At 62.8% G+C, this 12,971-nt stretch carries 15 protein-coding genes; 6 read left to right on the forward strand and 9 right to left on the reverse strand.

The genetic code is table 11. From position 1 onward, the window contains the following. Positions 1-11 precede the first annotated feature (11 nt). Entirely contained in the window at positions 12-1,241 is a 1,230-nt protein-coding gene (locus P0Y33_RS05570) for a glycosyltransferase (protein ID WP_279529558.1), read from the reverse strand. A gap of 240 nt (positions 1,242-1,481) precedes the next feature. On the opposite strand from P0Y33_RS05570, the gene P0Y33_RS05575 reads away from it, so the two are divergent. From P0Y33_RS05575 to hemG, 5 genes are all read left to right on the forward strand, one after another. Beyond that, positions 1,482-1,637 (forward strand): DUF7837 family putative zinc-binding protein, encoded by a 156-nt coding sequence (locus P0Y33_RS05575; RefSeq protein ID WP_279529559.1) that lies wholly within the window; start codon positions 1,482-1,484, stop codon positions 1,635-1,637. A 117-nt stretch (positions 1,638-1,754) separates the two neighbouring features. Then, a complete protein-coding gene (locus P0Y33_RS05580; protein ID WP_279529560.1) occupies positions 1,755-2,069 on the forward strand; it encodes a hypothetical protein in 315 nt (104 codons plus the stop codon). A 150-nt stretch (positions 2,070-2,219) separates the two neighbouring features. Further along, positions 2,220-2,774 (forward strand): TVP38/TMEM64 family protein, encoded by a 555-nt coding sequence (locus P0Y33_RS05585; protein WP_279529561.1) that lies wholly within the window; start codon positions 2,220-2,222, stop codon positions 2,772-2,774. Between the two features lie 446 nt (positions 2,775-3,220). Next, positions 3,221-4,285 carry a ferrochelatase gene (hemH, locus tag P0Y33_RS05590; RefSeq protein WP_279529562.1) on the forward strand — a complete coding sequence of 355 codons (1,065 nt, stop codon included), beginning with the start codon at positions 3,221-3,223 and terminating at the stop codon, positions 4,283-4,285. A gap of 8 nt (positions 4,286-4,293) precedes the next feature. After that, positions 4,294-5,568 carry a protoporphyrinogen oxidase gene (gene hemG / locus P0Y33_RS05595; protein WP_279529563.1) on the forward strand — a complete coding sequence of 425 codons (1,275 nt, stop codon included), beginning with the start codon at positions 4,294-4,296 and terminating at the stop codon, positions 5,566-5,568. An 18-nt stretch (positions 5,569-5,586) separates the two neighbouring features. Here hemG and hemE read toward each other — a convergent pair whose 3' ends face one another. The 3 genes from hemE to P0Y33_RS05610 form a co-directional block, all read right to left on the reverse strand. Then, complete coding sequence (hemE, locus tag P0Y33_RS05600) at positions 5,587-6,600, reverse strand: uroporphyrinogen decarboxylase (RefSeq protein ID WP_279529564.1); 1,014 nt, start codon at positions 6,598-6,600, stop codon at positions 5,587-5,589. 88 nt (positions 6,601-6,688) lie between these two features. Next, positions 6,689-7,120 carry a hypothetical protein gene (locus P0Y33_RS05605; RefSeq protein WP_279529565.1) on the reverse strand — a complete coding sequence of 144 codons (432 nt, stop codon included), beginning with the start codon at positions 7,118-7,120 and terminating at the stop codon, positions 6,689-6,691. Positions 7,121-7,206: 86 nt separating this feature from the next. Further along, positions 7,207-7,587 (reverse strand): zinc ribbon domain-containing protein, encoded by a 381-nt coding sequence (locus P0Y33_RS05610; RefSeq protein WP_279529566.1) that lies wholly within the window; start codon positions 7,585-7,587, stop codon positions 7,207-7,209. A 117-nt stretch (positions 7,588-7,704) separates the two neighbouring features. On the opposite strand from P0Y33_RS05610, the gene P0Y33_RS05615 reads away from it, so the two are divergent. After that, positions 7,705-8,064 carry a SpoIIAA family protein gene (locus tag P0Y33_RS05615; RefSeq protein ID WP_279529567.1) on the forward strand — a complete coding sequence of 120 codons (360 nt, stop codon included), beginning with the start codon at positions 7,705-7,707 and terminating at the stop codon, positions 8,062-8,064. Positions 8,065-8,096: 32 nt separating this feature from the next. Here P0Y33_RS05615 and P0Y33_RS05620 read toward each other — a convergent pair whose 3' ends face one another. The 5 genes from P0Y33_RS05620 to P0Y33_RS05640 all read right to left on the reverse strand — a co-directional run bounded on the left by P0Y33_RS05620 (position 8,097) and on the right by P0Y33_RS05640 (position 12,624). After that, positions 8,097-9,401 (reverse strand): MFS transporter, encoded by a 1,305-nt coding sequence (locus P0Y33_RS05620; RefSeq protein WP_279529568.1) that lies wholly within the window; start codon positions 9,399-9,401, stop codon positions 8,097-8,099. A 181-nt stretch (positions 9,402-9,582) separates the two neighbouring features. Next, a complete protein-coding gene (locus tag P0Y33_RS05625; RefSeq protein WP_279529569.1) occupies positions 9,583-10,569 on the reverse strand; it encodes a hypothetical protein in 987 nt (328 codons plus the stop codon). An 85-nt stretch (positions 10,570-10,654) separates the two neighbouring features. Continuing rightward, positions 10,655-10,813, reverse strand: coding sequence for a hypothetical protein (locus P0Y33_RS05630; RefSeq protein ID WP_279529570.1), 159 nt, complete (start codon positions 10,811-10,813; stop codon positions 10,655-10,657). Next, a complete protein-coding gene (locus tag P0Y33_RS05635) occupies positions 10,813-11,049 on the reverse strand; it encodes a zinc ribbon domain-containing protein (RefSeq protein ID WP_279529571.1) in 237 nt (78 codons plus the stop codon). Before P0Y33_RS05635 ends, P0Y33_RS05630 begins: the two co-directional genes overlap by 1 nt. Before the next feature lie 576 nt (positions 11,050-11,625). Then, positions 11,626-12,624, reverse strand: a complete 999-nt coding sequence (locus tag P0Y33_RS05640) for a transposase (protein ID WP_279529572.1) — start codon at positions 12,622-12,624, stop codon at positions 11,626-11,628. Positions 12,625-12,971 lie beyond the last annotated feature (347 nt).

A 12,971-nucleotide genomic window follows, 5' to 3' on the forward strand; every position in this document is an offset into this window, starting at 1 on the left:
AACCGTCGCGGTCACGCGCTCTTGAACGCCACGCTCTCGCTCCCGAGGAAGTTCCACACGGACGCACCGGCGATGGCGCCGAGGTTCGCGACCTGTGCGGAGACGCCGAGTCCGTCGACGAACCCGGCGAGCAACAGCGAGTAGACGAGGAAGCCGGCGATAGACACGACGTGGAAGCGACTCCACTGCGAGAGGATGGGTTGGTCGTCCGGCCGGTCGAAGGTGAGGAACCAGTTGCCGGCGAAGTTCCACTGGACGGCCGCGAGGAAGGCGAGGACGCCGGCGACGAGGTAGAAGACGCCGAGGTGTTCGGTCGCGGCCCAGAAGACGGCGGCGTTCACGAGGACGCCGAGCGCGCCGACGCCGCAGAACTCCGCGGCGCGGACGGCCCGGTCCGGTTCGACGTAGTCGTCGAGTCCCCACGAGGTGACGCCGACCATCCCGAGGTGTTCGAGGAAGCGGAGGTATTGCTCGCCGTCCAGGTTCGACTCGCCGTAGTCGCGGTCGGTGAAGACGTAAGGGACCTCGACGACGCCGTCGTAGTCACAGGTAGCCAGAATTTCGAGGAGGATCTTGTACCCACGTGGCTGGAGGTCGACCCCGTCGACGACGTCCGCTTCGACCGCGAAGAACCCGCTCATCGGGTCCGAGATGTTCCACGCCGAGGGGACGGCGACTTTCGCGAGACCGATGGCTCCCTTCGAGACGATTTGGCGCCGTCGCGACCAGTTCTCGATGTCGCCACCGTCGACGTAGCGGCTGCCGATGGCGACGTCCGTGTTCGGCTGTCGGAGGGCCGCCAAGAGGTCGGTGAGCCGTTCCGGTGGGTGCTGGAGGTCGGCGTCGATGACGGCGTATCGCTCGGCGTCGGCCGCTTCGAACCCACGGAGGACCGCCGTCGCGAGTCCCGACTCCTCGGTTCGACGGATGACTCGCACGTGGTCGTCGTCCCGGTACGACTGTTGGACGAGTTCCCACGTCCCGTCCGGGGAGTCGTCGTCGACGACGACGATCTCGACCGGCGTATCACCGAAGGCGTCGAGACACTGTTCGAGGACGCGCTCGATGTTCTTGCGCTCGTTGTACGTCGGAATGACGATAGAGAGCGCAGGCGTGGCGCGTCGGTCTGCCGCCGACGCCGACGTCTCGTCGGGTTGGGGTGTCGTCTCGTCGTCCTTGTCCCGTTGGACGGCTGTACTGGCTGCCGCTGTGAGTGGGGCACTGAGGTGTGTGAAGTCCATTTGTGGAGGGCCTTCGTCGTCTGAGTTTGGTTACTGACAGTACTGTAAACACCGCCTTGAGAGTTTCCCTCTCGACGACCCGAATCCGACGAGGTGACCCCGCTGGCCGGCCGATTTAGTGGTATCAGTTACCATGCTGATAGGGCGGCGGGAACACACGCCCGTCATCGCCGACGCGTCGACGGTCGGCGGAAGGATATTTGCAGGAGAGGAACGAAGTGACTAGTACCCAACCCGACCATGCCCGACTCACCAATCTTGGGGACGTGTCCGAACTGTGGTCACGAACTCCCCGAGCGCGCGACGATCCTCGAGTGGGACGAGGAGGATGGCCCGGGTATCTTCGCGGACTGCTGGGGGTGCGACGAGGTCGTCCGTCCACAACCGGAGGAGTGAGCCGGCCCACACCAGTCCGCCGATCGTCCGGACGGCGTCGAGGCGGCCCACTCTTCTCCCGAGGGAATGCCACGGCAAACAGTTACATTTTTCTCCCCGAATAGTGTCGTATGTGGTATGGCTGCTCATAGCGCCCCGGGACGCGGCGCTCGTCTCCCTGATGCCGTTCCTCTCGAAATTTCGCATGTTACCCGGCTGAGTTGGGAACTGGGCACGCGAGTCGTCGACGACGAGGAGGCGACGCTCCACAGTCAGTGGCAACAGGAGGACACGTTCTGGGAACTCGACGTCTTCCAGGTCACACACCACACCGACCTCCTCCGTATCCAGACGCCGGTCGGGAGAGAGCAGTTCTACGGTGTCACGCAGTCGGAACTAGAGTCGGCGCTTACGACGCTCGAAGCGGCGGACCGCTGGCAGCAATCCGACTAGCACTCGTCCGCTCGTGGCGACGACGGCTCTTCTGACGTCGATTGCTCGGCCACGAGTGGACTCGCAGTCTCCGTTCGTGTCGCGATGAGCGGGGGGTCTGACACCCCGCGTCCGGTGGCTCGGCCACTTTTCACGTCGACGCGGGCCCGTGTGTGGACCTTCGTCGCGCTCGCAGTCCTCGTGGTAGTACTCGCCGTCGGGACGATTGTTCTCCGGTGGACCGTCCCGGAAATCGCGGACCCGGTGTGGCTCCGAACCCGCATCGCGGCCTACGGTCCGTTCGCACCGGTCGTGTTCGTCTTCCTCCAGGCCGTCCAGATCGTCTTCGCCCCGATTCCGGGCCAGTTGCTCGCGTTCGTCGGTGGCTACCTCTTCGGTGCCGTACACGGGACGCTGTACAGTCTCCTCGGTGCCGCCATCGGGAGCACGGTCGCGTTTCTCCTCGCGCGTCGATACGGGCGGCCCTACGTCGAGCGTGCGATCACTGCCGAAACGCTGGCCACGTTCGACGACGTCGTCTCCCACGACGGTCGGTTCGCCCTCTTCCTCGCCTTCCTCGTTCCGGGACTCCCCGACGACGCGATCTGCTTCGTGGCAGGGCTCACTCGGATTCCGCTCTGGCAACTCGTCGCCATCTCGATCGTGGGTCGGGTTCCTGGCTATCTTCTTGAGGCGAGAGAATCCCGTCGTTCACGACGGGCGTGAATCGCCGTACGATGGATTCACGTGTTCTGAAGCCGTAGTGGGTGCTGACCGACGCAAAACAAGCTAGATAACTCCGAGTCAGCAGGGCAGAACCGTGACCCCACTGCCGGATAGGAGTAACGGCGGCGTGACCCCGCCAGCACCCGTCGGTGTGCAAACATAAGTTCCCACCCCAGCGGGCCTCGGCTCGTGGGAAGCCTCGCCGTTTACGGCGAGGAGGAGGTCACCTCCTCATCAGCTACGCCGGCGCACAGTTCGCGAGTGCGAACTACCTCCAGACGACGGTCCTGTTCGGTCTTCTCGCGCTCGTCGCACTCATCGTATATTTCCAAAAGAATCGCATCCTCGAGATGCTCCGCGGGCAGTCGCCCGCAGACGATACCTAGACTCGGCCTGCCTCGCTCCAACCGATATCTTTGAACCGGCCGACGTGCAACCCTTCGAGTATGACCACGGGCATTGCGGTGCTCAACTTCGGGGAACCAGCCGAGCCGGAGCGGGAGGCCGTCGTCGGATATCTCGAACGGATCTTCCTCGCCAACATGGAGATCGAGGGGGACACGACGCCGGAAGAAGCACGTGAGCGGGCACGTTCACTCGCCGAGCGCCGCGTGCCGGCACTGCTCGAGGAGTACGAGGAGATCGCCGGGTCGCCGCTGAACGCCCACGCCGAGGCGCAGGCGGAACTGCTCGAAGCCGAACTCACCGACCGCGGGTACGACGTGACGACCTATCGCGGGTTCCAGTTCATGGACCCGTTCGTCGAGGACGCCGCCGAGGCGGCCCACGACGACGGTGTCGACCAACTCGTCGGTCTGCCACTGTACCCGCTCTGTGGCCCGTCGACGACGGTGCAGGCACTCGAAGAACTCTCGGCCGCGCTCGACGACCTCGAGTGGTCGCCGGCGTACCACGAGATTACGGGCTGGCACACTCACTCGGCGTATCTACGGCTGCGTGCCGACGCGATCCGGCGCGTCCTCGACCAGAACGGTCTCGAACTGGGCGAGGAGACGCGTCTCGTCTTCTCCGCACACGGCACACCGACGTACTACCTCGACGAGGGGAGCCGCTACGTCCAGTACGTCGAAGAGTACGCCGACGTCGTGAACAAGATGCTGGGGTCGCCCGGCTACGAACTCGGCTACCAGAACCACGCGAACCGCGACGTCGAGTGGACCCAACCCGACGTCGAAGAAGTTGTCGAGAACCTCGACGCAGAACGGATCGTCGTCGACCCGATGAGCTTCATGCACGAGCAGAGCGAGACGCTCTCCGAACTCGACATCGAACTCCGCGAGGAAGCCGAAGAACAGGGCATGGAGTTCTTCCGCGTCCCGGTCCCCTACGACGACGAGCGCTTCATCGACCTTCTGGCTGACCTCGTCGAGCCGTTCGTCGCCGACTTCGACCCCGAGTACTACGGCTTCCAGTCCTGCATGTGCCGTGACGACCCGAACGCGATGTGTCTCAACGCCGGCCGGAACGCGCGCGCCGAGCGCGAGAAGTGACCTCCGAGATGCGTGTCGGCATCGTCGGGGCTGGAATCACTGGGCTCACACTCACACACGCGCTCGCCGAGCGCGGTGTCGACAGCGTCACCTACGAGGCCAGCGACGAGGCCGGCGGCGTCATCGACACTCGCGTCGTCGACGGGCACGTCCTCGAAGTCGGCCCGCAACGACTGCGCCTCACCGACCAGCTCGAAGCGATGGTCGACTCTCTGGACCTCCGTGACGACCTCGTCGAGGCCGACGATTCGCTCCCGTTGTACGTCTACGCCGACGGAAAACTCCGAGTCGTCCCACGGTCGCTGTCTGCGTTTCTGAGGACGGACCTCTTCTCGTGGTCCGCGAAACTCCGCGTGTTCGCCGAACCGCTGACCGACGACGCCAAACCGGATGAAACGGTCGCAGAACTATTCACCCGGAAATTCGGCAGGGAAGCCTACAAGAACCTCGTAGAGCCGATTCTCGGCGGGACGTTCGGGTCGAACCCCGCGGAGATGCCTGTCAAACACTCACTGGAGGGCGTGATGAAACTCGAACAGCGCCGTGGTAACCTGCTTGTCCCCGCCGCAAAACGCCTCCTCGGGCCGGGCGAATCACCTCCACCTGCGTCGTTCGACGACGGCTTGCAAGCACTCCCGCAGGCCATCGCGGACGCACACGACGACCGCATCCGACTGGAGGCGCCTGTCGACGCGATTCGTGAGGCGGGCGAAGAGGTCGTCGTCGAGACGGCCGACGGCGAGGTCGAACACTTCGACGAGGTGGTCGTGACGACGCCAGCGGGCGAGACAGCCAATCTCCTCGAAGAGACCGCTCCGGAGTCGGCCGACGCGCTTCGAGACCTCACCTACAACCCCCTCGTCCTCGTCCATCTCGTCTCGGACGTCGACGCGAGTGGCTTCGGCTACCAGGTCCGGCGCGACGAACCGCTCCGCACGCTCGGCGTCTCCTGGAACGCGAGTCTCTTCGACCGCGACGGCGTCTATACGGCTTTCTTCGGTGGGATGGACGACGCCGAGATTCTCGAGAAAGACGAAACGGAGATCGGACAGATCGCGGTGGAGGAATTCGAGCGAGTGATGGACGCCGACGCGGAGGTCCTCCACGTCGAGAAGATGCCGTCGGCGTTCCCCGCCTACGACACGTCGTGGAGTGCGCTCGATGACGTCGATCTCCCCGAGGGAATCCACCTCGCGACGAACTATACGGCCCGGATGGGAATCCCCTCGCGGGTCCGTGAGGCGAACAGCCTGGCCAAGCAGTTCGCCGAGGAGCGCCCCTGAGACGGCTCGAAAGCGCCCCTATTCCCACTCCCAGTTCTTCGCCGTCTCGACGAACGCTTCGACCGATTCGATGGGTGTGTCCTTGTTCACGCCGTGGCCCAGGTTACAGATGTAGCCCTCGGGTCCCGCGGCCTCAATGATGTCTGTGGTCCGCTCGCGGACGGTCTCGGGGTCGGCGAACAGCATCGTCGGGTCGAGGTTGCCCTGGACCGGCGTCGCACCGAGTTTCTCGCGTGCGTCACCCATGTCGATGGTCCAGTCGATCGAGAGGGCGTCCGGCCCGGATGCCTCCAACTGGTCGAGTCTGCCGCCCATCCCGCGGACGAACAGGATCGTCGGTGCGTCGACCGAGGAGAGGATTTCCTCGTGGAGGGGGAGCACGTACTCCGCGTAGTCTTCGGGCGGGAGGATACTCGCGTAGGTGTCGAAGAGCTGGACGACGTCCGCGCCGTGGTCGACCTGTACCTGGAGGTAGTCGGTGACGACGTCCGCGAAACGCCCGAGAAGCTCCGCGAACGCCTCGGGGTGTTCCGCACGGAAACGACGAATCGCGCCGTGACGGTGGTCGACACCGCCCGCGACGGCGTAGGAGGCGAGCGTGAACGGGCCGCCGGCGAACCCGATGACGGCGTCTTCGTCGGCTACTGACTCGTCCAGTCGGTCGAGTAGGTCGTAGACGAAGTCGAGTTCTTCCTCGACGTCTTCGTGGGCGGTCGGGACGTCATCGGGGCCGGTGACCGGGTTCTCGACGACCGGGCCGACGCCGGACTCGATGTGGTAGTGGAGACCGAGGGGTTCGAGACAGGTGAGGATGTCCGAGAACATCACGACGCCGTCGACGTCGTAGCGCTCGTAGGGCTGGAGCGTGATTTCCTCTGCAACGTCGGGCGTCTCGATGGCCTCGCGGAACGAGTAGTTCTCCCGAATCTTCCGGTACTCGGGGAGGTGTCGGCCGGCCTGTCGCATCAACCACACCGGCGGGCGTTCGGTGCGTTCCCCCTTCGCCGCGCGGACGAGCAGTGGCTCGGTCATCTGGCGGACGTTGTCGGGTGATGGCAAGAGTGTTTTCGGTTGACGCCTGCGCGCCGACGAGCAATCGAGAACTACGATGGTGAACTGCCTACTGGGCCCCTCGGACGTACTCAACGACCTTTCTGAAGAAATGTCCGACCGCGAATGCAGTCGTCCCGAGGACGACCGACGCCACCGCGGCGAGGCCGAGGCTCGTCGGCTCGAAGAGAAACGCGAGTTTGTCGGTGAGTGGACGTCCCGGCAGGCTGAGAAACGCCCACTCCGCGAAGAACGCGAAGTAGGCGACGAATAGCGTGACCCAGGCGCCGAGGAGTGCACTCTGTCGGTAGCCGATGCCCGCGGCGACGACGAGACCGACGACTGTTGCATCCACGGGGAGGAAGACGAGACCGCCGTCGACGGCGAACATGCCAGTTGCGTACGCGACGAACGTCCCGACGAAGACGACCGCAGCGGCGAGCAAGTCGATATTCCGTTCGTAGCGGTCGCCGAGGACGACGTCTTGGAGGGCAGAGACCATGCGGGATGTGCAGTCTCCGACACGATAGTTGTTCGGCAGGGGGACAGGACGAGAATCGGCCGACATTCAGGTCGAGTGTATCAGACCTATTCGACGACTGGTGGCCGCGAGAGCTCTCGATCGCGTCGTTCGGCTGTCTTCGCAGCGTCGTAAAGTGCGTAGAGCCAGATGGCTGGCACGAGGACGACGCCAACGAAGACGAACAGCGAGAGGACGGCGAGCAGAAACGAGACGGCGAAGAAGAGTCCCATTTCCACCTCTCGCGCGTAGATGTGTCCAAGCCCCGGAAAGATGGCCGAGAGGATGGCGGCGACGAGCGGGTTTCGACCGTCGAAGAGACTCTCGGTGGCTGTGGACGGTGGTGGGCGCTGTCGGACGCCGCATTCGGGACAGATTTCGGCGGCGCGACGAATCTCCGCCCCACACTCGCGGCAGTACACCGTCTCGGTGCGTTTCTCGCTGGCCATGGGTGTCTCGACGGCGGACGAGAAGAAAAGCGATTCCCCGATATTCCTGTCTCCGAGTCTTCGAGAGATAGGTTCCTGCCCGAAACTCTTTGCGACAGCCGCGTGGGTCCCTAGACAATGTACGAGAAACTCGACCGCAGCGAGGGGCGCGTCGTCGGGTATGAGGTCCGGGACGAACTCACCGAAGAGGAACTCGAAGAGATCCTCCTCGACCTCGAAGAGGTCATCATTGAGGAGGGATCGGTGCGGATACTCGTCCACGTGCCGTCGTTCCCGTCGCCCGACCTCGACGCGCTTGACGAGGACATCGGCTTCTGGCTCGAACACGGCGACGACATCGACCGGTACGCCATCGTGGGCGACAGCAAACTCGTCGAGTGGGTGACGGAACTCGAAGACCGACTCACGGACATCGACCTCCAGTACTTCGAGGAAGAGGACCTCGACGAGGCATGGGCGTGGCTGGAGGACAGCTAGTTCGCTCCCAAAAACGAAGCGTGAGCAGTCCCTCAGTCTGCAGTTGACGGTTCGGCGCCGGCGTGTGAGGACCCGCCGCCCGTGTCGACCGTCTCGTCGACCTGCGAGTAGACGAGGAGGAAGCCGAGGAAGGCGAGCACTGCGCCGAAGACGAACGGCGTCGCGTACGAGGTCCCGAACGGGATGGGGACGCCGGCGAGATATCCTGCGGACAAGGGGCCGATAGCGGTCCCGAGACCGAACGACATCGTGAGGATGGAGAGAGTCGTCCCGGAACTCCGACCATGTGCGATGTCGCCGGCGAGGGCCATCGCGGGTGCGAACACGGCGGCACCGGCAACGCCCTGGATGAAGCGGGCGACGATCATGCCTGCCGGTGTGGTGACGAAGCCTTGGACGAGTGTCGTGGGCACGAGGAGGAGCAACCCGGCGAGGATGAACGGCCTACGGCCGTAGGTGTCGCTCCACGACCCGATTGGCGCCTGGAAGAGCACCTGTGCGAGGACGAACGCTGAGAACTCGATGCCGAACATCGTCGCGGTCTGTCCAAGCGTCGTGTTGATGAGGTGTTCGAGTGGCGAGAGGAGGGCGATGCCGATGGCCATAAACAGCGAGGCGAGACCCAGCGTGAAGACGGGGTCGAGGAGTTTGTCCTCGCGCTCGCGGTCGAAGACGGCGATACTGAAGCTCTCGCCGGCCTCCGCGTCGAGGTCCTCGACCTCCGGGTCTTCGACGAGGAGGTAGACGAGTGCCATGCCGACGAACGCGCTGAGGGTCGCGATATAGAATGCTGCCTCGAAGCCGGTCATGTCTACTCCGAAGAGGTGGTAGGGGCCGCCGCTGACGACACCACCTGCGACGACCGGGCCGAGTCCGAAGCCGACCATCCGGAAAGTGTTGAAGACTCCCATCGAGCCACCGCGGCTGGCGGCCGTCGAGAGTTCGTTGACGAGTGCAATCGTCGCAGGGACGGTGAGTGCGACGCCGATCCCCTGCATGATACGGACGAGGAAGACAGCGTTGTAGCTCCCGACGAGCGTATAAATGAAGTTCGCGACTCCAAGAATGAGGAGGCCCACGATGACGAAGATTCGGCGCCGCCCCGTTCGGTCCGAGAGGTTGCCGGCGAACGGCTGGAGGGCGCTGTTGAAGAAGCCGAATGCGGAGAGGATGATCCCCGTGATCAATGCGGGAGCGAGGCCGTAGGTCCCGCCGGTGACGACGCCGCTCGTGATGTAGAGCGGGAGGACGACGATGAGGAAGGAGTTCCCCGCCGCGTCGGCCATTCGCGCGAATGCGAGTGCGAGAATTCGCCGGTCGGTGTCGAGGAGGCCCACTACTGAATCACCTCGATCGATGCGTGCGGTATCGAAGAAGCGTCTCTGGCAGACATGCGTGAAGTTGACTGACCGTTCAGTCAGTCGTTAATACACAGAACGATAGTCGCCCATTTAAGGGTTCGGCCAGCCGTCGAGCCCGCCGCAATTTGCTCGTTTCCGTGCCCGAACTCGATGGCCGTCAGTTCGCGTCGTCGCCGGACACCAAACGAAGGCGATAGTCGAAGTATTCGCGACCGTACTTCAGGACGTTCCGGTCGTCAGCGTCGACGAGTGCGTCTTTGGAGATGTTGCCGTCGATGTAGGCTCGCTCGTCGAGCTTTCTGAGCAACGAATCGAGTTCCTTGGGGAATGGGTGAGTGGCCGTGTAGCCGTCGTGCTGTGCCTGCTGGACGATTCGTCGCTCTGCCTGTGAGAGTGAGTTCGGGTCGAGACGCGCGTCGACGAGTTGAGCTTCGAGAATTCGTTCGAGCCGGGCATCGGATTCGGTGACTGGCTCAACGTCTGGCCGATAGACTGTCTCGTGGAAGGTCTCCGTCGCGACCTCGACGCGGTAGACGGTATCTCGGTAGCTGACGTGGGACGGGCCAGAATCGTCGAGTATCGAACTCGCTTCCCGTGCCTCGTCTTGCCGGTAGACGTATCCGCCGCGCTGGACGAGTCCCCACGGGACGCCGCCGCGATTGCCGCGGGCACGAGCGGCCATGTATGCGACTTGGACTGCACGCTGGTCGATTCGGGGGAGGTCAGAGTGTGCGACGTGGTCGGGTGTCTCCTGTCCCTCGACCGTGTAGAGTCGGAGAACTGGATGTGTGGCCCGCTCTTGGTCGACGACGACATCGTCGAGGTGGTAGTACGTGCCGTTGTGCTGTACGTACGCTGGGTCGCTCGCGTGGCTCTGCGGGAACGGTGGGTGGCCCTGTGTCGAGAACGACGAGTCGTTCAGGGCGGCGCGAAAGGCGTCTTCGTCCCACGGTGGTCGGGACGCTTCGAGGTCGACGACATATTGCTCGCGGAGGGATTCACCGATTGAGGCGAGCGTGAGGTGGAGTGTCGGTGCCGACTCGTCCGGGTCGTTGTCCGACGAATCGAGACAGCCACCGAGGAGGCCAGTCGAGACTGCACCGAGAGCGGCGACTGTTCGCCGTCGTGTCAGTGTGGAGGGCATCGTAGTTGTCTCTGCTACCAAGTGTCAAAGGCTTTCGGGAGATAGAGGTGCTGGTCTCGTCGAGATGGAGTGCTCGTGGTACCGATCACTCCTGCTCCTCTGTATCGCGACGGGCGGCGCGTTCGGCCGATTCGCGGTCCATCTCCTCGCGTTGGTCGTGTTCGGACCGAACGAGGAGATAGAGGACGAGTGGCCCGACGAGCCCCAAGAGGACGAAGAGGACGACGAGTCCCTCGCCGGCCATCAGCCCAGGAAGATGTCGACGATATCGCTCGACCCGGACGTCGTGTCTCGGTAGAGCTCGGAATACCCACAATTTGTACAGGAGACGACTTTGAAGCTGTTCGTCTGGACGTCAAACATCTTCGAGAGGCCGCCGCCCGTCGTCGAGATCTTCCCGACTTCGGTGCCGTCGTGGCCACACTTGGGGCAGCCGCGTTCGGAGTCGCTACCGGTGGAGGTGTTTGGTTCGGGGACCATGGTGGTCCCAACCACGGGAATGGGTATCAATTTTGTCCCGGATCAGTGGCCAGTGTCTCGGGGCTTGGGGATACCGTCCAAGTGCTAGTCCCGAGAGATTCAATCTCCGAGATGCTCAAGTGGATTCACTCGGGCGACCTGCCACCCGGCAGCGATAGCGCTCAATGCTCCGATGTAGAAGTTCGTTCAGCGCTTCCAAGCGGAGCTCGGCGACTACTTCCATCTGGCAGTGGCCTACGATGGGCCTGAGACACGCCTCCTCCATCTGAATCCAGACATTGAGGATCAGTTTGCAGCACTCACAGGTGGGCCGCCAGCTGACTCGGAGGCCCTTGTAGCAAATCTTCGTGACGAGGGCGCACATCGAGGCGGCATGCAGTCAGTCGCGCTCGGCGAGTACCAGTGTACACTTCACTTGTACAGCAAGTGGCTGTTGCTCCACTTCCAAGAAACCGAGTCGGGGCTCATCGTGGGTGTCGACTCACGAAGTGCGTCGAATCTGCAGGGATTTCTCGAGGACATTTCGCCCGCGGTCACGGGTGTACTCGAGTTGGATCAAGAGAGCGTGTCATAGAATCATTCTCGTAGCTTCTCACACCCCGGATCGTTTCCTCGTTCGTAGTTGGTGATTGCAATGACGAGCCGTAGGCAGAGCGCAACCAACACTTCTGTTCGTGCGTGGACGCGGCCTCGGGCGCGGACGTGCCCGAGGCCGCAGTCCTTGACTGCGTCGTTAGTCCGTTCAACTCCTGTCCGGTGATTGTACGTCTCGTCTAAGATGGATTGCTTCAGCTGAACGTTCTTGCTGTGTTCGGTGATACGATCTTCGACCCTGTACTTGATGTCTTTCGGGTCGTCAGTGTTTCGCGGATTGTACGGGGCGACTGGCACGACTCCTGCGGACAGCAGGAGGTCGTGCCAGTCGAGGATGTCGTAGGCGCTGTCTCCGAGCATCCACGTGGGTTCTTTGACGGCGAGCGCGTCACGCGTGACGCGCATCGCCGTCTCCTGATCCGCTTGTTTGGCTTGTGTGAACTCCGCTGCTATCGGGATTTTTGCACCGGTTGAGACGATCGTACAGCCGAAGCCGTAGTAGTACTCGTCGGCTGTTGGATCGTAGTTCCACGAGGCAGCGTCGTTGTATTGAATCGCCTCGATGTGAGTCGAATCGATGGAGTACGTGGAGTCGAGCAGGCCGCGACGGGCGGCCTGCTCGACGAGTCTGTCGAAGACGTCGTCGATAACGTGTTCGAGATCGGTGAGAAAGCGGTCAATTGTGTCTCTGGATGGCGGTTTGTCGAGTCCGCAATAGTACCAGACAAGCCCGTGCTGGAGTTCTCGCGTGACCGGACGTGTGCCGTAGATGTCCTTGTAGTAGCAGTGTAGAAAGCTACGGAAGAGGTCTGGTGGCTGGTGAACTCGTGTTCGCCCCCGCTCGCCGGGGGCGAACACGTCGTATTCCAGTAGAAACTCGAACTCAAGATGCTCAAACAGCGGTACCGTCTCGGTAGCCGCGACATTCAAGAAGTCGTCTACCGAAGCTATGTCTTGCAGGGTTGCGGTTGTGCTGGACACACTTTCCGCACCCTGCTGCTTCGTACGTGACGCTTTCTATGACACGCTCTCAAGACGCAACCTAGACCACGGATGCAGTCAATTTCGGACGACATACAGGAACTCAATATCTGGCTCGTGGAAATAATAGAGAGTCTACATATCCAGGAATTTATGTCACCTCAGTACTTCTTTACTAGATGCACGGGGTGGAGACTGCGAAACACTGTCCGATTGCCATGGAGTGTGACCCGTTTCCGTGCACCCCCCGTGCACCCCCGTGATTTTTGGGCGCCAAAGACAGTGTGAGTGGTTTCGCCCTTGGAAGGGCCACTACTCGACATTGACGACTAACCTGGCTGGACACT

Source organism: Halospeciosus flavus (assembly GCF_029814175.1).
Lineage (GTDB): Archaea > Halobacteriota > Halobacteria > Halobacteriales > Halobacteriaceae > Halospeciosus > Halospeciosus flavus.

Excerpts from the sequence above, each read along its gene's own strand:
- P0Y33_RS05570 (WP_279529558.1), bottom strand. The coding sequence starts at position 1,241 with ATGGACTTCACACACCTCAGTGCCCCACTCACAGCGGCAGCCAGTACA.
- P0Y33_RS05575 (WP_279529559.1), top strand. The coding sequence starts at position 1,482 with ATGCCCGACTCACCAATCTTGGGGACGTGTCCGAACTGTGGTCACGAA.
- P0Y33_RS05580 (WP_279529560.1), top strand. The coding sequence starts at position 1,755 with ATGGCTGCTCATAGCGCCCCGGGACGCGGCGCTCGTCTCCCTGATGCC.
- hemH (WP_279529562.1), top strand. The coding sequence starts at position 3,221 with ATGACCACGGGCATTGCGGTGCTCAACTTCGGGGAACCAGCCGAGCCG.
- hemG (WP_279529563.1), top strand. The coding sequence starts at position 4,294 with ATGCGTGTCGGCATCGTCGGGGCTGGAATCACTGGGCTCACACTCACA.
- hemE (WP_279529564.1), bottom strand. The coding sequence starts at position 6,600 with ATGACCGAGCCACTGCTCGTCCGCGCGGCGAAGGGGGAACGCACCGAA.
- P0Y33_RS05605 (WP_279529565.1), bottom strand. The coding sequence starts at position 7,120 with ATGGTCTCTGCCCTCCAAGACGTCGTCCTCGGCGACCGCTACGAACGG.
- P0Y33_RS05610 (WP_279529566.1), bottom strand. The coding sequence starts at position 7,587 with ATGGCCAGCGAGAAACGCACCGAGACGGTGTACTGCCGCGAGTGTGGG.
- P0Y33_RS05615 (WP_279529567.1), top strand. The coding sequence starts at position 7,705 with ATGTACGAGAAACTCGACCGCAGCGAGGGGCGCGTCGTCGGGTATGAG.
- P0Y33_RS05625 (WP_279529569.1), bottom strand. The coding sequence starts at position 10,569 with ATGCCCTCCACACTGACACGACGGCGAACAGTCGCCGCTCTCGGTGCA.
- P0Y33_RS05630 (WP_279529570.1), bottom strand. The coding sequence starts at position 10,813 with ATGGCCGGCGAGGGACTCGTCGTCCTCTTCGTCCTCTTGGGGCTCGTC.
- P0Y33_RS05635 (WP_279529571.1), bottom strand. The coding sequence starts at position 11,049 with ATGGTCCCCGAACCAAACACCTCCACCGGTAGCGACTCCGAACGCGGC.